At 58.7% G+C, this 19,640-nt stretch carries 17 protein-coding genes; 11 read left to right on the top strand and 6 right to left on the bottom strand.

Annotation, left to right across the window (positions count from 1 at the left end):
- The first annotated feature begins 80 nt into the window (after nt 1-80).
- The 5 genes from glnA to ntrC all read left to right on the top strand — a co-directional run bounded on the left by glnA (nt 81) and on the right by ntrC (nt 5,662).
- On the top strand, nt 81-1,487 hold the full coding sequence (gene glnA, locus AC0ZWN_RS06655) for a type I glutamate--ammonia ligase (RefSeq protein WP_007909254.1): 1,407 nt from the start codon (nt 81-83) through the stop codon (nt 1,485-1,487).
- 289 nt (nt 1,488-1,776) lie between these two features.
- Nucleotides 1,777-2,292, top strand: coding sequence for a DUF4124 domain-containing protein (locus AC0ZWN_RS06650; protein WP_460130586.1), 516 nt, complete (start codon nt 1,777-1,779; stop codon nt 2,290-2,292).
- Entirely contained in the window at nt 2,289-2,912 is a 624-nt protein-coding gene (locus AC0ZWN_RS06645; protein WP_476334478.1) for a DUF4124 domain-containing protein, read from the top strand. The genes AC0ZWN_RS06650 and AC0ZWN_RS06645 overlap by 4 nt, the downstream gene beginning before the upstream one ends.
- Nucleotides 2,913-3,143: 231 nt before the next feature.
- Complete coding sequence (glnL, locus tag AC0ZWN_RS06640) at nt 3,144-4,229, top strand: nitrogen regulation protein NR(II) (RefSeq protein WP_095047169.1); 1,086 nt, start codon at nt 3,144-3,146, stop codon at nt 4,227-4,229.
- The gene (gene ntrC, locus AC0ZWN_RS06635) at nt 4,226-5,662 is read left to right on the top strand and encodes a nitrogen regulation protein NR(I) (RefSeq protein WP_007909238.1); all 1,437 of its coding nucleotides are present in this window, start codon (nt 4,226-4,228) and stop codon (nt 5,660-5,662) included. The genes glnL and ntrC overlap by 4 nt, the downstream gene beginning before the upstream one ends.
- A 626-nt stretch (nt 5,663-6,288) precedes the next feature.
- Here the strand turns inward: ntrC and AC0ZWN_RS06630 are convergent.
- Together AC0ZWN_RS06630 and AC0ZWN_RS06625 are read right to left on the bottom strand one after the other, a co-directional pair.
- A complete protein-coding gene (locus tag AC0ZWN_RS06630; protein ID WP_476334477.1) occupies nt 6,289-9,576 on the bottom strand; it encodes a leucine-rich repeat domain-containing protein in 3,288 nt (1,095 codons plus the stop codon).
- A gap of 190 nt (nt 9,577-9,766) precedes the next feature.
- Nucleotides 9,767-10,207, bottom strand: coding sequence for a hypothetical protein (locus AC0ZWN_RS06625; RefSeq protein ID WP_093430037.1), 441 nt, complete (start codon nt 10,205-10,207; stop codon nt 9,767-9,769).
- On the opposite strand from AC0ZWN_RS06625, the gene AC0ZWN_RS06620 reads away from it, so the two are divergent.
- Nucleotides 10,206-10,661 (top strand): tRNA (cytidine(34)-2'-O)-methyltransferase, encoded by a 456-nt coding sequence (locus tag AC0ZWN_RS06620; RefSeq protein WP_007909235.1) that lies wholly within the window; start codon nt 10,206-10,208, stop codon nt 10,659-10,661. The genes AC0ZWN_RS06625 and AC0ZWN_RS06620 overlap by 2 nt on opposite strands.
- Nucleotides 10,662-10,784: 123 nt before the next feature.
- On the opposite strand, the gene secB is transcribed toward AC0ZWN_RS06620, so the two are convergent.
- The 3 genes from secB to AC0ZWN_RS06605 are packed head-to-tail and all read right to left on the bottom strand — an operon-like array spanning nt 10,785 to nt 11,997.
- A complete protein-coding gene (gene secB / locus AC0ZWN_RS06615; RefSeq protein ID WP_007909233.1) occupies nt 10,785-11,270 on the bottom strand; it encodes a protein-export chaperone SecB in 486 nt (161 codons plus the stop codon).
- 57 nt (nt 11,271-11,327) lie between these two features.
- Entirely contained in the window at nt 11,328-11,582 is a 255-nt protein-coding gene (gene grxC / locus AC0ZWN_RS06610) for a glutaredoxin 3 (protein WP_038359971.1), read from the bottom strand.
- A gap of 1 nt (nt 11,583) precedes the next feature.
- Nucleotides 11,584-11,997 (bottom strand): rhodanese-like domain-containing protein, encoded by a 414-nt coding sequence (locus AC0ZWN_RS06605; RefSeq protein ID WP_083367280.1) that lies wholly within the window; start codon nt 11,995-11,997, stop codon nt 11,584-11,586.
- 153 nt (nt 11,998-12,150) lie between these two features.
- Between AC0ZWN_RS06605 and gpmI the strand changes: the two genes are divergently transcribed.
- From gpmI to AC0ZWN_RS06580, 5 genes are all read left to right on the top strand, one after another.
- Entirely contained in the window at nt 12,151-13,680 is a 1,530-nt protein-coding gene (gene gpmI / locus AC0ZWN_RS06600; protein WP_476334476.1) for a 2,3-bisphosphoglycerate-independent phosphoglycerate mutase, read from the top strand.
- Between the two features lie 230 nt (nt 13,681-13,910).
- Nucleotides 13,911-15,197 carry a murein hydrolase activator EnvC family protein gene (locus tag AC0ZWN_RS06595; protein WP_038359965.1) on the top strand — a complete coding sequence of 429 codons (1,287 nt, stop codon included), beginning with the start codon at nt 13,911-13,913 and terminating at the stop codon, nt 15,195-15,197.
- A gap of 31 nt (nt 15,198-15,228) precedes the next feature.
- On the top strand, nt 15,229-16,548 hold the full coding sequence (locus tag AC0ZWN_RS06590; RefSeq protein WP_095047165.1) for a S41 family peptidase: 1,320 nt from the start codon (nt 15,229-15,231) through the stop codon (nt 16,546-16,548).
- Between the two features lie 2 nt (nt 16,549-16,550).
- A complete protein-coding gene (locus AC0ZWN_RS06585; RefSeq protein ID WP_095047164.1) occupies nt 16,551-17,327 on the top strand; it encodes a divergent polysaccharide deacetylase family protein in 777 nt (258 codons plus the stop codon).
- Between the two features lie 117 nt (nt 17,328-17,444).
- Nucleotides 17,445-18,821 carry a Vps62-related protein gene (locus AC0ZWN_RS06580; RefSeq protein WP_476334475.1) on the top strand — a complete coding sequence of 459 codons (1,377 nt, stop codon included), beginning with the start codon at nt 17,445-17,447 and terminating at the stop codon, nt 18,819-18,821.
- Here AC0ZWN_RS06580 and AC0ZWN_RS06575 read toward each other — a convergent pair.
- Entirely contained in the window at nt 18,802-19,557 is a 756-nt protein-coding gene (locus tag AC0ZWN_RS06575; RefSeq protein ID WP_095047162.1) for a substrate-binding periplasmic protein, read from the bottom strand. The two genes, AC0ZWN_RS06580 and AC0ZWN_RS06575, sit on opposite strands and share 20 nt — an antisense overlap.
- Nucleotides 19,558-19,640: the final 83 nt, after the last annotated feature.

Genomic DNA, 19,640 nt, shown 5'->3' with positions numbered 1-19,640 from the left:
TGCCTTGGCAGAGTATTCGCGCCGGCATCACCCAAATTCAAGGGCATCCACTACCAAGCCCGAAGCCACCCGGAGGACATATGTCGAAGACGGTTCAACTCATCAAAGATCATGACGTCAAGTGGATTGATCTGCGCTTCACGGACACCAAAGGCACTCAGCACCACGTGACCATGCCGGCTCGCGATGCGCTGGATGAAGACTTCTTCGAAGTCGGCAAGATGTTCGACGGTTCCTCCATTGCTGGCTGGAAAGGCATCGAAGCCTCCGACATGATCCTGATGCCGGTTGACGAAACTGCCGTTCTCGACCCGTTCACCGAAGACGCCACCCTGATCCTGGTGTGCGACATCATCGAACCTTCGAGCATGCAAGGCTACGACCGCGACCCACGTGCGATCGCCAAGCGCGCCGAAGAACACCTGAAAGCCACCGGTATCGGTGACACCGTGTTCGCCGGTCCGGAGCCTGAGTTCTTCATCTTTGACTCGGTGAAATTCAAGTCGGACATCTCCGGCTCGATGTTCAAGATCTACTCCGAGCAAGGTTCGTGGATGTCCGACCAGGACATCGAAGGTGGCAACAAAGGTCACCGTCCAGGCGTCAAAGGCGGCTACTTCCCGGTTCCACCGTTCGACCACGACCACGAAATCCGTACCTCCATGTGCAACGCACTGGAAGAAATGGGCCTGACCGTCGAAGTTCACCACCACGAAGTGGCGACTGCCGGCCAGAACGAAATCGGCGTCAAGTTCAACACCCTGGTGAAGAAAGCCGACGAAACCCAAACCCTGAAGTATGTTGTCCACAACGTTGCTGACGCTTACGGCCGCACTGCGACCTTCATGCCGAAGCCACTGTACGGCGACAACGGTTCGGGCATGCACGTACACATGTCGATCTGGAAAGACGGCAAGAACACCTTCGCCGGTGAAGGCTATGCCGGCCTGTCCGATACCGCTCTGTACTTCATCGGCGGCATCATCAAACACGGTAAGGCCCTGAACGGCTTCACCAACCCGGCGACCAACTCCTACAAGCGTCTGGTGCCAGGCTTCGAAGCTCCGGTAATGCTGGCCTACTCGGCTCGCAACCGTTCCGCTTCGATCCGTATTCCTTACGTGTCGAGCCCGAAAGCCCGCCGTATCGAAGCACGCTTCCCGGATCCGGCTGCCAACCCGTACCTGGCCTTCGCAGCGCTGCTGATGGCCGGTCTGGACGGTATCCAGAACAAGATCCACCCAGGCGACGCAGCTGACAAAAACCTGTACGACCTGCCGCCTGAAGAGGCGAAAGAGATCCCGCAAGTTTGCGGCAGCCTGAAAGAAGCCCTGGAAGAGCTGGACAAGGGCCGCGCGTTCCTGACCAAGGGCGGCGTGTTCTCCGACGACTTCATCGACGCTTACATCGCGCTGAAATCGGAAGAAGAAATCAAGGTTCGCACTTTCGTACACCCACTGGAATATGAGCTGTACTACAGCTGCTGATCCGGTAGCGCTGCGCTACGCGGCGTGAGTGAAAGAGGCCTCCTTCGGGAGGCCTTTTTTATTGCCCGCGATTTATGACGTGATGCTGATCGTTCCCACGCTCCGCGTGGGAATGCAGCCCGTGACGCTCCGCGTCACTGGACGCGGAGCGTCCCTTGAGGCGTACCCACGCAGAGCGTGGGAACGATCAATTGTGGTGTATGAATGATCTCTGGATGTGTGCAGGGTTGGGCCAACCGCCACACCTGTCCTATGCTGCACCCCATCGCTTTCAATCCCGGTCGATTTCATGGGTCGCACCTTTCTCTACATTCTATTGCTGATGATCGCCCTGCCCGCCGCCGCGCAGATCTACAAATACACCGATGCCAACGGCCACACGGTGTACAGCGATCACTCGCCGGACGGCGTGCAGGCACAACCGGTGGAATTGCCGCCGCTCAATCGGGTCGAGCCGCAGGCGCCCAGCGCACCACCCGCGCCCGAAACCGACAACCGTGAACCTGCGCGCAACGCCTACGACATTCTTGAACTCGCCGGACTGCCCACCGAAGAAGCATTGCGCGCGAACAACGGCACCTTCACCGTCAATGTGCTGATCAAGCCGCGCCTTCGACCGCCTCATCAATTAAGGCTGGTATTGGACGATGAGCCTTACGGCCAGCCGAGCAACGTGCCGATCCTGCAATTGGTGAACGTTGATCGCGGCGAACATCGTCTAGCGGTGCAGGTGATTGACGGGCAGACGGTCATCCAGCAGAGCGCGCCAGTCCCTCTCAGCGTACAGCGGGTGCACAAGCCATGATTCGTGCGTGGCTGATCGCGGTGCTGGCGCTGCTCACGCTGCAAGCATCGGCTGAGGTGTTCACTTATATCGATGCCCAAGGCAATCGCGTCTACACCGACCAGCCGCGTGGCAATGCCAAGCGCGTACCGATCGCGAACAGCAATCGCATGTCCGCAAACCCCACCGTCGCCGTGCCAATCACAACTGCAAAAAAACCCCCAGAGCAACCGCCCTTCCACTACGACATGCTGCGCATTCTGGTACCTGAACCCGATGCAACGATTCGCAGCAGCGCCGGCGAAATCATCGTCAGCGTCACCAGCGAACCGGGCCTGCAAAAAGGTCATCGTTATCGACTGCTGCTGGATGGCCAGGCCACCGGCGAACCGGGGCTGAGCCCGGTCTTCCCGCTCAGCAACATCGATCGTGGCAGCCACAATCTCTCGGTTGAAATCCTCGACATGGAAGGACGCACCGTCGAACGCACCGCCAACCAGCCCTTCCACATGCTACGCATTTCCCTAGCGCAGAAACGCCAAGTCAAACCCTGCATCGCCGACGACTACGGCGTGCGCCCGGAATGCCCGCTGAAAGACAAACCGCCCGAGCCGAAAAACCCCTTCCTGCGTTTCTTCTAACTCCGCCCAGCTTTGCGCACTATATTGGTGCAACAGACTGCACCGTACTCACATTCCAACCCATTTTGGTTCGAAACTTCCCGTTCGAGCTGGCACCCTGCCACTCAAACGAGCGTCAAACGCCTGTTTCAGGCGACGAACGCTTCTTTTCGGAGCCTTGGTTTGGTTTTTGCATTTTCCGTTCACCGACGCTTGCTTGTTGCGCACGCTCCGCCCCCAAAAGAGGCTCCGATGACTATTAGCGACGCAATCCACCGTTTGCTGCTCGACAACCTGACCACCGCCACCATCCTGCTCGACGCCGAATTGCGCCTTGAGTACATGAACCCGGCGGCGGAGATGCTGCTCGCCATCAGCGGGCAGCGTAGCCATGGGCAATTCATCAGCGAGCTGTTCACAGAATCGACCGAAGCGCTGAATTCGTTGCGCCAAGCGGTAGAGCAGGCGCACCCGTTCACCAAGCGCGAAGCGATGCTCACCGCACTGACCGGCCAGACGCTGACCGTGGATTACGCGGTGACGCCGATCCTCAGCAACGGCGCCACGATGTTGCTGCTGGAAGTCCACCCGCGTGACCGCCTGCTGCGGATCACCAAGGAAGAGGCGCAACTGTCGAAACAGGAAACCAGCAAAATGCTGGTGCGTGGTCTCGCCCACGAGATCAAAAATCCGCTCGGCGGCATCCGTGGCGCTGCGCAATTGCTGGCCCGCGAACTGCCGGAAGAAAGCCTGCGCGACTACACCAACGTGATCATTGAAGAAGCCGACCGCCTGCGCAATCTGGTCGACCGCATGCTCGGCTCGAACAAGTTGCCGTCGCTGGCGATGTGCAACGTTCATGAAGTGCTGGAGCGCGTCTGCCAACTGGTCGAAGCGGAAAGCCAGGGCTGCATCACCTTGGTGCGTGATTACGACCCAAGCATCCCCGACGTACTGATCGACCGCGAACAAATGATTCAGGCGGTGTTGAACATCGTACGCAACGCGATGCAAGCGATCAGCAGCCAGAACGAACTGCGCCTGGGCCGCATCAGCCTGCGCACCCGGACCATGCGCCAGTTCACCATCGGCCACGTCCGCCATCGTCTGGTGACCAAGATCGAAATCATCGACAACGGCCCGGGGATCCCGGCGGAACTTCAGGAAACCATTTTCTTTCCCATGGTCAGCGGACGCCCGGACGGTACCGGACTCGGCCTGGCCATTACCCAGAACATCATCAGCCAGCACCAGGGCCTGATCGAGTGTGACAGCCATCCAGGCCACACCACCTTCTCGATCTTTCTGCCACTGGAACAAGGAGCCACATCGACATGAGCCGTAGTGAAACCGTGTGGATCGTCGATGACGACCGTTCTATCCGTTGGGTTCTGGAAAAGGCCTTGCAGCAGGAAGGCATGACCACCCAGAGTTTCGACAGCGCCGATGGCGTGATGAGTCGCCTGGCCCGTCAGCAGCCAGACGTGATCATTTCCGACATTCGCATGCCCGGTGCCAGCGGTCTGGATTTGTTGGCGCGGATTCGCGAGCAGCACCCACGGTTGCCGGTCATCATCATGACCGCTCACTCCGATCTGGACAGCGCTGTCGCCTCGTATCAGGGCGGCGCGTTCGAGTACCTGCCGAAGCCGTTCGACGTCGATGAGGCGGTCTCGCTGGTCAAACGTGCGAACCAGCACGCACAAGAACAGCAAGGCCTGGAAGTGGTGCCGGCACTGACGCGCACCCCGGAAATCATCGGCGAAGCGCCGGCGATGCAGGAAGTGTTTCGCGCCATCGGCCGCTTGAGCCACTCCAACATTACCGTGTTGATCAACGGCGAATCCGGTACCGGTAAAGAACTGGTCGCCCACGCCCTGCACCGCCACAGTCCGCGCGCGGCCTCGCCATTCATCGCGCTGAACATGGCGGCGATCCCCAAGGATCTGATGGAATCCGAGCTGTTCGGCCATGAGAAAGGTGCGTTCACCGGCGCAGCAAATTTGCGTCGCGGGCGTTTCGAACAGGCCGACGGCGGCACACTATTCCTCGATGAAATCGGTGATATGCCGGCCGACACCCAAACCCGTTTGCTCCGGGTTCTGGCCGATGGCGAATTCTATCGTGTGGGCGGCCACGTGCCGGTCAAAGTCGATGTGCGAATCATTGCCGCGACGCACCAGAATCTGGAAACCCTGGTGCACGCCGGCAAGTTCCGCGAGGACTTGTTCCACCGCCTCAACGTAATTCGTATCCACATCCCGCGCCTGTCAGATCGTCGTGAAGACATCCCGACCCTGGCCAAGCACTTCCTCAGCCGCGCTGCGCAAGAACTGGCGGTGGAACCGAAGCTGCTGAAGAGCGAGACCGAGGAATACCTGAAGAACCTGCCGTGGGGCGGCAACGTGCGTCAGTTGGAGAACACCTGCCGCTGGATCACGGTGATGGCGTCCGGGCGCGAAGTGCACATCAGCGACCTGCCGCCAGAACTGCTGAACCTGCCGCAGGACTCGGCGCCAGTGACCAATTGGGAGCAAGCACTGCGTCAGTGGGCCGATCAGGCGTTGGCGCGTGGCCAATCGAGCCTGCTCGACAGCGCGGTACCGGCGTTCGAGCGGATCATGATCGAGACGGCTTTGAAGCACACCGCCGGGCGTCGTCGCGATGCCGCCGTGTTGCTGGGCTGGGGGCGCAATACCCTGACGCGCAAGATCAAGGAATTGGGGATGAAGGTCGATGGCGGGGATGATGATGAGGGGGATGAGGGTTAACGGTTTGTTCGCTTGAGGATTGCTGCGTGCTCAGGATCCATCCCAGCCCTCTCCCAGAGGGAGAGGGCGCAGATCCCGGATGTTTTCGAAACCTGAATTCGGCTCAATATTTCAGGTCGGCGCAACTTGAACCAGCAACTCGGTCAGTCCCCTCTCCCTCTGGGAGAGGGTTAGGGTGAGGGGCCATCGTGCACCGCATCAATGCACAATGACCCGCGATCGCGCACAGCCGCATCGCCACAACTCAACCCTGAAAACGCTGATAAACCCGTTTTCATAAACATCAAAGCCCCGAAATTCGGGGCTTTGATGTCTCTGATCAGCTTTTTTGTTTCAGCAAATGAAAACCTGGCACGCCCCCTGCAACACCTCTTACAGGTGATTCGATTCACCACCCGTTTCGGGGACCTTGGTACAGGCAGGCCGGGGATTCCCCTCTTTACACCGGGCTCATACCGCAACGCGACGAGCCCACCCTTTTGGGATCCTTGGTACAGGCAGGCCGGGGGTTCCCTCTTTATACCGGGCTGACGCCAACAGCGCAGTCCACCCGTTTTGGGAACCCTGATACAGGCAGGTCAGGGATTCCCGCTTTTACACCGTTCGCCGAGACATCGAGTCCGACGTCAATTGAGCCTGGGCCGTTTGGGTAAATGATGCAGGGGCTGATTTTGCCGCCCTGAGTCATATTCCCGAATCACGGCTTCCAGCCTGTCCAGCATTTTTCCGGGGCTGGATTCATTGATCAGAATGCCCTTCATCCTTGCCTGATCGCCTGGGTCAGCCTTCGCATAGATATCCAGGAACCACCACACCCGCCGCTGCAAAAGCGGATGCTCGACGTGAAATTCAGGCGTGCGACTCAGTTTGCGAATCCCATTGATAACGTCACTTCCAGCCCCGCCAAAGCTGTCCCAGAGCTTAAGTTTTTCAGGTATTTCCGAGGGCGGCACATTTCGTAGCCACAGGTTTGCCGACCGATCAGTGCTTTCCTCTCCCAGCCAGATGTCGGTGCCTGTTTTTATACGCGCATGTATCAACCGCCGGAGGGAAGCCGGATCGGTAATTGGATTACCACTGAGCTTGAATCCGGCTCTGATTTCAATGGATTCGGGAATCGATGTAATTCGATTGTTCGTCAGATCCAGCACTTTCCCGGGAATCTCGTTGGTGATGCCCTCCGGAAATCTGTCTAACCCTGCATAGGAAAGCTCCAGCACCTGCAGCTCGGTCCTCCCTTTGACAGAAGGCGCAACCGTGAGTGGGTTATTACTGAGTTTCAATACTTCCAATTGCAACGGCCCGTTATCGGCATCAAGCCCTGGAAGATGGAGTATTCCGTTCTGCTCCAGCTCCAATACACGCAACCCGGTCATGCCGGCCACCGAAAAATCAGGCGACAGGTTGGTCCTTTGCAGCGTCAACTCTCGTAATCGCGCACGCCTTGCCAATTCATCAACACTGGCTGGCCCCTCGGTGAGCCGCAGCCCGCGATTATCAGACAGCAATGCACGTCCATTAACCACCCTCAGACTTTCAAGATTGGGGAAAGCTGAAAAAAAACCTTCCGGAAAAGGCACGCTTGCCCCCCTTAGCTCAAGGGAAACGATGGCGTTGAATGGTGTTGAGAGTGGCCGATGGCTTGGCCAAATCGAAAGACTCGAAGACAGCTTGAAACCCACCGGCCGCTTATCGTGAAAGACCAGCTCGTCAGGCTCCCCTTGCCACGTGTACAGACGGCGCAACGTGGAACCCAACTCACTTCCGTAGACCCCAGAGCTGAGGTCCTGGTCCAGTTGAGCAAGTCCAAGCTGGAGTCGTTTGAGCTCCACCTCTGCCGCATCCTTGTCACCGAAGTGCAGGCGAAAGTGATCTGCTTGTTGATCGGTCACTTGCGGCAAGTATTTTCGGACCTGCGCTCGGGTGGTTAGCGCAGCGGCATCGAGCAAGGACCCAACGTCGCTGCCGGTATCACTGCGCAGCACCAAGCCCGCCGGCAGTGATTCGCTTGACAGCCCTGCTTCTGCCTCCAGCCTTTCCAGCTTGTTCAAGGGACTGATTACATCATCCTGAATGCCCCTCAGCCTGACCTGAACGCCAGGCTCAGCCTTACGGTAGTGCTCGAAAAACCGCCAGACTCGTTGCTGCAAAAGCGGCCGCTCAATGTGAAACTCGGGTGCACGCGCCAGATCCCAGACGATTCTCCTCGCCACGAACCAATATGCGTCAACGTCAACACTGTCCCAGAGCTTCAAATTTTCAGCGAGTTCCTCTAGCGGCGAATGTCGTAACCAGGCATTTGGCGAGCGATCAATACTTCGCTCTCCCAGCCAAACGTCAATGCCTGTTTTTATCCGCGCGTCCCTCAGCCGCCGGAGAGTCGCCAGATCTGTTATGGGATTGCCAAAGAGATCAAAGCCCGCTCTGATTTCAACGGACTCAGGGATCGATGCAATACGGTTGTTCGAAAGATTCAGCATTTTTCCGGGAATTTCGGACGTGACGCCCTCCGGAAACCGGTCTAAACCGGTATTGGGAAGGTGCAGCTCCTGCAGCGCAGTCCTGACTTTTAGTGAAGGCATGACAGAAAGCGGATTGTTGCCGAGCTTCAATACTTCCAATCGTAACGGCCCGTTATCAGCATCAAGCCCGAGCGGGAGCTGTTCTATACCGGTCTGCGTCAGATCCAATACGCGCAACTGAGTCATCCCCGTCACGTCAGGTGCCACTTTCAAGGACGGATTCTGGTGCAGGTCGAGGACCTGCAAGCTCAACCGCCCTGGCAGGCCATTCACTACGGCATTCAGATCCGCCACCCCCTGAATGCTGCCAAGTGTCAGAGCTCGCAGGTCGGTCATGCCTGTCAGCGAGAACTCGGCTGGCAAATTGCAGTTTTGCAGGTGCAGCTCGCGTAAATGGGGAAGCTTTGCCAATTCTTCAACGAAACCTCGCTCAATGTTGTGCCTCGAGGCAGTCCGAAAAGGATTACCGCCAGGGAGAATGGGTGGCCAGCCAACCACCGTCAGACTTTCAATGTTGGGAAACTGCGCAGATAAACGATACGAGTTTAGATCTCCACCCACTCTCAGAGTAAGGGCGACAACAGCGTTGAATTTTGTTGAGACAGGAACACCGTATTGCCGAGCCCCAAGCTCGATATCCATCTTGAAACCCACTAGTCGGCCTTCGTGATAGACGCGCTCACTGGGTTCGCCCTGCCACATGTAAAGTCTGCGTAGCTTGCTAGCCATTTCCTCACTGACACTAAAGCTCGTCCTCTCCAGCTCAGAGAGCCCACGCTCGATGCGCTTCAGCTCCACCTCTGCCACATCCTTGTCGCCAAACCGAGCGATAAAGGCATCAGCGTCCAGGTCCGTCGTTTCCGGGAGGTATCTTTGGACCTGCGCTCGGGTGGTTGGCTTTACGAGCGTACGCTGGTACCAAAGACCGCTATCGACATTACGCAGCATCACCGGACCCGGGAGCAGCTCACTTGGCCGTCGGGCACGATGCAATCCAGTCGCCGGATCTACGGCGACAAGAACGAAAGCGCCATCGGCCACCTCAGCGTAGGTACGATTGTTAAAAACCCTTAAGCCTTCGCCGTTGGTTTCAGGAAGTAACGACCGAGCATTGATTACGTAATCGTCCAGCGTCGGTTGAGGCGCAAGCAAACGAGCTTCAACAGGGGCCGCGTGAACAATGATCGACGGCGTTGCACGAGTGGCATCTGCCTCAACGGCCCTGGACGACCCGGCTCGCGGCTGCGAATCATCGCGAGAGGTGCCTGAATCAAAACCGCTGCGACTCAATAAGCCGGGGAGCGGAATGTCCACGTCGGCCGGTCGAGTCGGGCTGGTAGAAGCATCTACTTTGACGTGGGTGCTGCCACCGGTAGGTGGTTTTACTGGCATGTTTTTCATCCTTGAAAAAGTCGCCCTGACTGTCGTGCCAGGGACGAAGGCTTTCGGCATCCTGCCGGTCTAAAAGAGGAGCGCACGATAGCGTGCGCCAGTATTCAAGGAGAGTGGAAAGGCAGACAGTCGTAGTGGGAAACGACGTCAAGAAGCGTAGGAGTACTTGAGAAGGACGGCGGGATTACGATCAGTTCGTTTGCAAACGGATCTCCAGCCGCCAGCGGTCATCGACCTCACTGCCGACCCAATTACCCTGCAACGGCCGCGCTGCCAGTATGGTCAACAACAACCCGCCATCGCTCATGCGTGTACGCCAGTTCACATCCCTGCCGTTGAGTTTGAACTGGCCCTTCTGCGCCCGGCCCTCAGCTTGGAACAGCAGCGCCACGGTGCCATCGATGATCTCGCCATGCAGTTTGGGTTCGTTGTTGAACCACACCACCAAACCGCCATCGGTCATTTCAACCTGCTGCAATATGCTCGGGTCCGGCGTGGTCAGGCGGCCGATCATCAAGCCGATCATCAAGCCGACAATCGCCAGCGAACCGATGACGCGCGGGAATAGTTTCGAACGGTTGTCCACAGGCGGCGTAGAATGCCGCTCATCTTTACCTTCGGAGCCGTGCATGTTTCACGTCATCCTTTTTCAACCAGAAATTCCGCCGAATACCGGCAACGTTATCAGGCTATGCGCCAACAGCGGCTGCCACCTGCATTTGATCGAACCGCTGGGCTTCGAGATGGACGACAAGCGCCTGCGCCGTGCCGGTCTCGATTACCACGAATATGCCACGCTGCAACGTCACGCGGACCTCGCCAGTTGCCTGGAAAGCCTGGGCAACCCAAGACTGTTTGCGTTCACCACCAAGGGTTCGCGACCGTTTCATGATGCCGCGTTCGTTCCTGGCGATGCGTTCATCTTCGGCCCGGAAAGCCGTGGCCTGCCGCCGGAAGTGCTCGACGCGCTGCCGCCGGAACAGCGCCTGCGCCTGCCGATGCGCGAAGGCTGCCGCAGCCTGAACCTGTCCAACACCGTAGCGGTGGCCGTGTACGAAGCCTGGCGCCAGAACGACTTCAAGTAACACCACAAAACAAATGTGGGAGCGGGCCTGCTCACGATTACGGAGTGTCAGGCAACATTGATGTGTCTGACAGACCGCTATCGCGAGCAGGCTCGCTCCCACATGGGGTGTTGCTGAACCGTCTTACTGAACGGTTGGCGTCTCGCCGCTTTCCTGCATGCGCTGCAGCTCTTGCGCGTACAGGGCGTCGAAGTTCACCGGGGCCAGCATCAGGGCCGGGAACGAACCACGGGTCACCAGGCTGTCCAGGGTTTCGCGCGCGTACGGGAACAGGATGTTCGGGCAGAACGCACCCAGGGTGTGGCTCATCGAAGCCGCGTCCAGGTTCTTGATCAGGAAGATACCGGCCTGTTGCACTTCAGCGATGAAGGCGACTTCTTCACCGTTTTTCACGGTGACGGACAGGGTCAGCACGACTTCGTAAAAATCACCTTCCAGTGCTTTCTGACGAGTGTTCAGATCCAGAGCGACCGCCGGATCCCACTGCTGGCGGAAGATCGCCGGGCTTTTCGGGGCTTCGAAGGACAGGTCGCGTACGTAGATGCGCTGCAAGGAGAATTGCGGTGCGGTTTCTTCTTCGCTGGCTGCAGTGTTCTGTTGGTCAGTCATCTCAGATCCTTATCGATCTTGGGTCTTTTAGGGAGTGCTGTACGTGGGTGCAGCCGTTCAGGCCTTGAGCAGCGCGTCGAGCTTGCCGGCGCGTTCCAGGGCATACAAATCGTCACAACCGCCGATGTGCTTGCTGCCGATCCAGATCTGCGGCACGGACGTACGTCCGGCTTTCTGGGTCATTTCAGCGCGCACCTGCGGCTTGCCATCGACCTTGATCTCTTTGAAGGCCACGCCTTTGTTCTCGAGCAGGTACTTGGCTCGCGAGCAATAAGGGCAGTAATCGCTGGAGTAGACGATGACTTCGCTCATATCACTTCACCAACGGCAGGTTGTCGCCTTTCCAGCTGGAGATCCCGCCGGACAGCTTGGCGGCGGTGAAGCCGGATTTCATCAGCTCGCGGGCGTGGGTGCCAGCGGTCTGGCCCAACGCGTCGACCAGAATGATGGTCTTGGCCTTGTGTTTTTCCAGCTCGCCGATACGCGCAGCCAGTTTGTCCTGGGGAATGTTCACCGCGCCAACGATGTGGCCAGCAGCAAAATCCTTAGCCGGACGGATGTCCACCACCACGCCTGCGTCTTTATTGACCAGCGCAGTCAGTTCGCCGGTGCTCAGGCTTTTACCGCCGCCCTGCATCGTGTGCGCCAGCAGCAGAGCCAGCAGTACGACGAAGATACCGACAAGAATGTAGTGGTTAGTGGCAAATTCAATCAGGTGAGCAACCATCGAAGGAGGTTCCAGGGCGTTAAAATGTCGGCCAGTATACACAGCCACTATGGTCGGCCAAACCCCGTCCGGCGGTGACGCGGTCGGAACTTAGCTTTAAACTCCAACTCCCTTTTCCATCGCCCTCTTCTTTATTAGCCACGAGTGGATTCCATGACTACCACGCCTAAACCTTTGGTCCTGATGATTCTCGACGGCTTCGGTCACAGCGACAGCCCCGAATCCAACGCCGTTTTTGCGGCGAAGAAGCCTGTTCTGGATCGCCTGTGGGCCACCGTGCCCAACGGCTTTATTTCGGGCAGCGGCATGGACGTCGGCCTGCCGGACGGCCAGATGGGCAACTCCGAAGTCGGCCACATGAACCTTGGCGCCGGCCGCGTGGTGTATCAGGACTTTACCCGCGTGACCAAAGCGATCCGCGACGGCGAGTTCTTCGAGAACCCGACCATCTGCGCCGCTGTGGACAAAGCCGTGGCCGCCGGCAAAGCCGTGCACTTCATGGGTCTGCTCTCCGATGGCGGCGTACACAGCCACCAGGATCACCTGATCGCCATGGCCGAACTGGCCTTCAAGCGCGGCGCCGAAAAAATCTACCTGCACGCTTTCCTTGACGGTCGCGACACCCCACCGAAAAGCGCTGCGTCGTCCATCGAACTACTCGATGCGACCTTCCAGGCACTGGGCAAGGGCCGCATCGCCAGCATCATCGGCCGCTACTTCGCCATGGACCGTGACAACCGCTGGGACCGTGTGGCTCAGGCCTACAACCTGATCGTCGACGGCAACAGCGAATTCCACGCCGCCACTGCGCAGGAAGGTCTGGACGCCGCTTATGCGCGCGGCGAGAGCGACGAATTCGTCAAAGCCACGACCATCGGTGAGCCGGTGAAAGTCGAAGACGGCGACGCCGTGGTGTTCATGAACTTCCGCGCCGACCGCGCCCGCGAGCTGACTCGCGTGTTCGTCGAAGACGACTTCAAGGATTTCGAACGCGCGCGCCAGCCGAAACTGGCCGGTTTTGTGATGTTGACCCAATACGCAGCGAGCATCCCTGCACCCTCGGCGTTCGCCCCGGGCAGCCTGGAAAACGTCCTCGGCGACTATCTGGCGAAAAACGGCAAAACCCAGCTGCGCATCGCTGAAACCGAAAAATACGCCCACGTGACCTTCTTCTTCTCCGGCGGTCGTGAAGAACCGTTCCCGGGCGAAGAGCGCATCCTGATTCCATCGCCGAAAGTCGCCACTTACGACTTGCAGCCGGAAATGAGCGCGCCGGAAGTCACAGACCGCATCGTCGACGCCATCGAAAACCAGCGTTACGACGTGATCGTGGTCAACTACGCCAACGGCGACATGGTCGGCCACAGCGGCGTGTTCGACGCGGCGGTGAAGGCTGTGGAATGCCTTGATACCTGCGTCGGGCGCATTGTCGAAGCGCTGGAGAAGGTTGGCGGCGAAGCGCTGATCACCGCTGACCACGGCAACGTCGAGCAAATGGCCGATGAATCCACCGGCCAGGCGCACACCGCACACACCACCGAGCCGGTACCGTTCATTTACGTCGGCAAGCGCGACCTCAAGGTCCGTGAAGGCGGCGTGCTGGCGGACGTGGCACCAACCATGCTGAAGCTGCTGGGCCTGGAAAAACCGGCGGAAATGACCGGCACTTCGATTCTGGTCTGACCCGAATCGCCGAAACACCGCAAAACTCTGCAGGAGTGAGCCTGCTCGCGATAGCCATCTGACAGTCGACTACTCTGTTGAATGTCAGTAAGCCATCGCGAGCAGGCTCACTCCTACATTGGTTTGCGATGTTTTTCAGGCCAGTTATCACACAGCCCCAATTGGGCGTTTTTTTTGCAGCCTCGGGCGGGCATACTAGGCCGTCCATTACCCTGGTGCCGCCCGCCTCTATGCTCCGCGTCCTGATCGCCCTCGCTCTGACCTGCCTGCTCCAACCGGCCTTCGCTGACGAGCGCGCGCAAACCCAACAACAGTTGGACGCCACGCGTCAGGACATTGCCGAGCTGAAAAAGCTGCTGAGCAAAGTCCAGGAAGAAAAGTCCGGCGTGCAGAAAGAGCTCAAGGGCACTGAAACCGAGCTGGGCAAGCTGCAGAAGCAGGTCGACGCGCTGCAGAAAGAACTGCAGAAAAGCGAATCCGAGCTGCAGCGACTCGATGCAGAGAAAAAAAAACTCCAGAGCGCGCGCACTGAACAGCAGCGACTGATCGCCATTCAGGCCCGCGCGGCCTATCAGAACGGTCGGCAGGAATACCTCAAGCTGCTGCTCAACCAGCAGAATCCCGAGAAATTCGCCCGCACCCTCACCTATTACGATTACCTGAGCCAGGCCCGCCTGGAACAGCTGAAGAACTTCAACGAAACACTGCGCCAACTGGCCAATGTCGAAAAAGACATTGCCGCCCAACAGGCGCAATTGCTGGTACAGAAAAGCAGCCTCGATACCCAGCGCGACGAACTGGAAAATGTCCGCAAGGAACGCCAGCAAGTGCTCGCCAAGCTTAACGATGACGTGAAGGCCCGCGACCAGAAACTCGCCGCTCGCGAGCAAGATCAGGCAGACCTGTCTAAAGTCCTTAAAACCATTGAAGAAACCCTGGCCCGCCAGGCCCGTGAGGCAGAAGAAGCGCGGCAGAAAGCGCTGATCGCCCAGCAGGAAGCGGAAAAAAAGCGTTTGCGTGAGGCGCAGGCTGAAAACAGCGACGCCCCACGAAAACCCGCCAGATCCACTCCCGGCGCGCTGGTCTCCAGCAGCGGCGAAACCTTCGGTGGCCCTTTTGCTGCAACCCGGGGAAAACTTCCGTGGCCGGTTGATGGTCGATTGTTGGCACGCTTCGGCGAATCCCGTGGCGACGACGCCCGCACCAAGTGGGACGGCGTAATGATCAGCGCCTCCGCCGGCAGCCAGGTGCATGCCGTACACGGTGGTCGCGTGGTGTTCGCCGACTGGCTGCGCGGCGCCGGGCTGCTGGTGATCCTCGACCACGGCAACGGTTTTCTGAGTCTTTACGGTCACAACCAGACACTGCTCAAGTCGGCCGGTGACGTGGTTAAAGCCGGTGAGTCCATCTCCACTGTCGGTAACAGTGGCGGCCAGGACACATCAGCGCTGTATTTCGCAATTCGTCAGCAGGGTCACCCGAGTGATCCAGCACAATGGTGCCGCGCGCAAGGATAAGCGTGCCGCCTAATTCAGGAGTTCGTTCGACATGCTGCATTTGTCCCGCCTTACCTCGCTGGCCCTGACGATCGCCCTGGTGATCGGCGCGCCTCTGGCGTTCGCCGCTCAACCGGCCCCGGCCGTCGCTCCGGCAGGCACTGCCGCGACTTCCAAGGCACCATTGCCGCTGGAAGAATTGCGCACCTTTGCCGAGGTCATGGACCGGATCAAAGCCGCTTACGTCGAGCCGGTGGACGACAAGACCCTGCTGGAAAACGCGATCAAGGGCATGCTCAGCAACCTTGATCCGCACTCCGCGTACCTCGGCCCTGAAGATTTCACCGAACTGCAGGAAAGCACCAGCGGTGAGTTCGGTGGTCTGGGCATCGAAGTCGGCGCCGAAGACGGTTTCATCAAAGTCGTCTCGCCAATCGATGACACCCCGGCGTCGAAGGCCGGCATTCAGGCCGGCGACTTCATCGTCAAGATCAACGGCCAGCCGACGCGCGGCCAGACCATGACCGAAGCCGTCGACAAAATGCGCGGCAAGATCGGCCAGAAAATCACCCTGACCCTGGTACGCGACGGCGGCACGCCGTTCGACGTGACCCTGGCCCGTGCGGTGATTCAGGTGAAGAGCGTCAAGGCGCAGTTGCTGGAAACCGGCTATGCGTACATCCGCATCACCCAGTTCCAAGTCAAGACCGGCGAAGAGGTTTCCAAGGCCCTGGCCAAGCTGCGCAAGGACAACGGCAAGAAGCTCAACGGCATCATTCTCGACCTGCGTAACAACCCGGGCGGCGTGTTGCAGGCAGCAGTGGAAGTGGTCGACCACTTCATCACCAAAGGCCTGATCGTCTACACCAAAGGCCGAATCGCCAATTCCGAACTGCGTTTCTCGGCCACCGGCAAAGACGAAAGCGAAGCCGTGCCGATGGTCGTGTTGATCAACGGTGGCAGTGCCTCGGCTTCGGAAATCGTCGCCGGCGCCCTGCAGGATCAGAAACGTGCGGTGGTCATGGGCACCACCAGTTTTGGCAAGGGCTCGGTGCAAACCGTGCTGCCGCTGAACAATGACCGCGCGCTGAAAATTACCACCGCGCTGTACTTCACGCCGAATGGCCGCTCGATTCAGGCACAGGGCATCGTGCCGGACATCGAAGTGCGCAAAGCCAAGATCACCAACGAGGCCGATGGCGATTACTTCAAAGAAGCCGACCTGCAAGGTCACCTGGGCAACGGCAACGGCGGCGCAGACAAGCCGACAGGTTCCGGCGGCAAGGCCAAGGCGATGCCGCAGGATGACGATTACCAATTGGCCCAGGCCCTGAGCCTGCTCAAAGGGCTGAGCATCACGTCCGGCCGTTGAGGATGTCTTTGCGTCTCCTCTTCGTTCTGTTGTGCTGTCTGGCGGGTGCTGCTCATGCAGAGCCCGCCAGCCCAAAGCCACACAAAGCCTATCTGACACTGATCATCGACGACCTGGGGCAGAACCTGCCCCGGGATCGCCGCGTGCTGGCCCTGCCCGGCCCGGTGACCACGGCGATCATGCCGGACACCCCGCACGCCACCGAGTTTGCCCGCGAAGCCCATCGCGCCGGCAAGATCGTTATCCTGCACATGCCCATGGACCCAGCCACCGGTCCCTATGCATGGCACCCTGAACTGCCCATCGAAGAGCTGGAAAAACGCCTCAACGCCGCGTTCAAAATGGTCCCCTACACTGCCGGCATCAATAACCACATGGGCAGCCGCATGACTGCGCAACCGGTGGCGATGGCCTGGTTGATGGGCGAACTGCAGCGCCGGCACAAGTTCTTCGTCGACAGCCGCACCAGCGCCCAGACCGTGGCGGCGCAGCAGGCGCAGAAGATCGATCTGGCCAGTGTCTCGCGGGATGTTTTTCTCGATGACGAGCGCACTGAGGCAGCGATCTACACGCAGTTGCAGACCGCGATCAGCCTGGCGCGCAAGCAGGGTTCGGCGGTGATGATCGGCCATCCCTATCCGCAGACACTGGCAGTGCTGGAGCGCGAACTGCCGAAGTTGAAGAGCCAGGGAATCGACTGGATCGATATCAAACAGATGATCAGCGTGCGCAGCAATCGCGCCATGGCCAGTCATGGTAAAGACGGGGTTTATCGGTAATATCCTGTGACGCTAGCACATACATAGTTACCACCCGGAAACCGTCCCCATTCCCGATAGTGCGACCTGCAACAGGTCGCGACGCCCTCGCGTCGCTTTCAACTATCAGGAATCATCATGACTATTGAAGACAACACCGCAGAGCATCCCATGCCAATGGAACCGATCATGCAGGACAATCTGCTGATCAACTTCACCACGGAGTTTCACCGGGTCTGGAGCACTAACGGCTCAAAAGCCAAACCCGCCACATTCTGGCGCCCCACCCCTGCTCCGGATGCATTGCCGGGCTACTTTCCGCTGGGCGACGTGCTCTTTCCCGGCGACGCCAATATCAATGGCGAAATGGTCGCAGCCGTAGTCTGCGAGAAAGATATGGCAGGGTCCTTAAGCACTAAAGGAAAGGCACTGGCCCGCCCTGCCGATTTTGAACTGGTCTGGAAAGAAACCGGAGCGCCCGGTGTTACTCGCATGTCGATCTGGCGACCTCTGGCACCCGTCGGTTACGTCGCTCTGGGACTCGTGTGCTCCAACGATCACTGCAAACCTTCGTTGAACTCGGTGCGCTGCGTCAGGCTCGACCTGGTCATAGCAGCGAACGTCGGCGATCTGATCTGGAATGACAAGGGCAGCGGTGCCAAGCTCAGTTTCAGCGCCTTTGGCATCGAACCTTCGACTGCCGCCGCAGGCGACATCCATTTTGCGCCCGGCACCTTCGTTGGCATCCAGGGCTACAGCAAGCCTGCAGCACCTTCGACGGCGTATGGCTTGCGCATGCAAATCCCGCTGCAAGTCAGCGCATCGCCGCAAACTCCGACCCTCACCGGATACACGAAGCCCGTAGTGAACGAACCCGCCACCGTCACCCAGATTGCCCGCCTGCCTTGGTTCGCAGTACGAGATCATGCTCATCCCGGCGAACAGTTTCGCAATTCGCCTTACTACGAACTGAAGAGAACTGACGAATATGTGCTCATTGGTCACGAGCGCAATGAATCGGACAAGCATCGGGCCGTTAAATGGACAGCACCACGCCTGCAGAACGCGGTGACAATGCGTATGTTCCATAGTTTTACCGCCATGGAAATCGTCAAAGCCTGGCCGACCGTGCCTCTCAGCGATATCCGCATGACAAAATTCTCGGCCTGCCTGCCAAAAAGTTTGACCCGCACCGAAACGTCTTCCAACGGTTGGAACGAGCTACGACCTCAAGTGGTGATTGCCATGGCGCCGAAGCAAACAGCCGTCGCGGTTTATCAGATGCAAAGCCATTACGAGTTGGTACGGGAAGACGGTACTCAAGTGGCGGTCGACTTTGGTTATACCGATGATTCAAGCGTTCTGCTGACGCAATATCCGCCGGAGTCCGTTGAGCTCGCCAGCGCGTGTCCGCCGCTGACGACAGACACCCCGGCAATATCTGGCACCGATGGCGCTAACGCTAAAGAGCAGCCATCATCGGGCCTGGATGTCGTTATAGATACCGCCCCATGATTTCGTCCACCACGCCTTCTTTGCGCAACTGATCCAGCGCAGCCTGAAGCTTGGCGACCACTTCGTCGGACACGTCCTTGTTCAGCGCCAGATACAGTTCTGCACTGTTGAAGCGCAGCACGGTCTTGAGACCGGTGACACCGTCCTGCCGCGCCAGATAACGCCCGGCAGGATCACCGGTGGCCCACAGGTCGATCTGACCATTGACCAGTTTCTTCGCGTTGTCCTGATCGCGCAGCACTACTATCGGCTTCAGACCTTGTTTGGTCAGTGTCTCGGCAATCGCATCGCCCTTGTAGGCACCGATCTTGTACTGGCGCGCATCATTGAGGGTTTCGAGAGTGATCTTGCTGTCAGCCTTGGCCAGCATGATCCAGTCATCCGGACCGATCGGGCCGACCCATTTGAAGAGCTTTTCGCGGTCCGGCAGACGCGCCATCACGAAGGCGCCATAACCGGGATTTTCCAGAGCCAGTTTGTAGACGCGCTCCCAAGGAAAGCGCAGGGTCAGGCTGTAAGTGATGCCGGCACGCTGGAACACTTCGCGCACGATGTCGGTGGCGATGCCATTGATGTTCTCGCCTTGGGCGAAGTTCTTGCCGTTTTTCGCCATGTTATACGGCGGGAAATTTTCGGTGAGGAGCACCAGATCGGTGTCGGGACTGTTTTCGGCGCGGGCGGTGTTGATGAGCAACATCGATGCACTGGCGAGAACAAGAAGCAGGCGTTTGATCATGTCGGGCTACCGGAATCCATGGCGTGCCCAAGAGTGCCTTGGGTGCGCCATGCTGTCCACTGGCCTGTATGGTTTTCGATCCT

The organism is Pseudomonas sp. 3B-A001-10F (assembly GCF_056313565.1).
Note: the sequence above shows the minus strand (reverse complement) of the source record. Positions and strands in the feature narration are given on the sequence as shown.

Coding starts and splice junctions, on each gene's coding strand:
- AC0ZWN_RS06590 (WP_095047165.1), top strand. CDS start 15,229: ATGCTGCATTTGTCCCGCCTTACCTCGCTGGCCCTGACGATCGCCCTG.
- grxC (WP_038359971.1), bottom strand. CDS start 11,582: ATGAGCGAAGTCATCGTCTACTCCAGCGATTACTGCCCTTATTGCTCG.
- AC0ZWN_RS06620 (WP_007909235.1), top strand. CDS start 10,206: ATGTTTCACGTCATCCTTTTTCAACCAGAAATTCCGCCGAATACCGGC.
- AC0ZWN_RS06575 (WP_095047162.1), bottom strand. CDS start 19,557: ATGATCAAACGCCTGCTTCTTGTTCTCGCCAGTGCATCGATGTTGCTC.
- AC0ZWN_RS06585 (WP_095047164.1), top strand. CDS start 16,551: ATGTCTTTGCGTCTCCTCTTCGTTCTGTTGTGCTGTCTGGCGGGTGCT.
- AC0ZWN_RS06625 (WP_093430037.1), bottom strand. CDS start 10,207: ATGCACGGCTCCGAAGGTAAAGATGAGCGGCATTCTACGCCGCCTGTG.
- AC0ZWN_RS06595 (WP_038359965.1), top strand. CDS start 13,911: ATGCTCCGCGTCCTGATCGCCCTCGCTCTGACCTGCCTGCTCCAACCG.
- ntrC (WP_007909238.1), top strand. CDS start 4,226: ATGAGCCGTAGTGAAACCGTGTGGATCGTCGATGACGACCGTTCTATC.
- glnA (WP_007909254.1), top strand. CDS start 81: ATGTCGAAGACGGTTCAACTCATCAAAGATCATGACGTCAAGTGGATT.
- glnL (WP_095047169.1), top strand. CDS start 3,144: ATGACTATTAGCGACGCAATCCACCGTTTGCTGCTCGACAACCTGACC.
- AC0ZWN_RS06630 (WP_476334477.1), bottom strand. CDS start 9,576: ATGCCAGTAAAACCACCTACCGGTGGCAGCACCCACGTCAAAGTAGAT.
- gpmI (WP_476334476.1), top strand. CDS start 12,151: ATGACTACCACGCCTAAACCTTTGGTCCTGATGATTCTCGACGGCTTC.
- AC0ZWN_RS06650 (WP_460130586.1), top strand. CDS start 1,777: ATGGGTCGCACCTTTCTCTACATTCTATTGCTGATGATCGCCCTGCCC.
- AC0ZWN_RS06605 (WP_083367280.1), bottom strand. CDS start 11,997: ATGGTTGCTCACCTGATTGAATTTGCCACTAACCACTACATTCTTGTC.
- AC0ZWN_RS06645 (WP_476334478.1), top strand. CDS start 2,289: ATGATTCGTGCGTGGCTGATCGCGGTGCTGGCGCTGCTCACGCTGCAA.
- AC0ZWN_RS06580 (WP_476334475.1), top strand. CDS start 17,445: ATGACTATTGAAGACAACACCGCAGAGCATCCCATGCCAATGGAACCG.
- secB (WP_007909233.1), bottom strand. CDS start 11,270: ATGACTGACCAACAGAACACTGCAGCCAGCGAAGAAGAAACCGCACCG.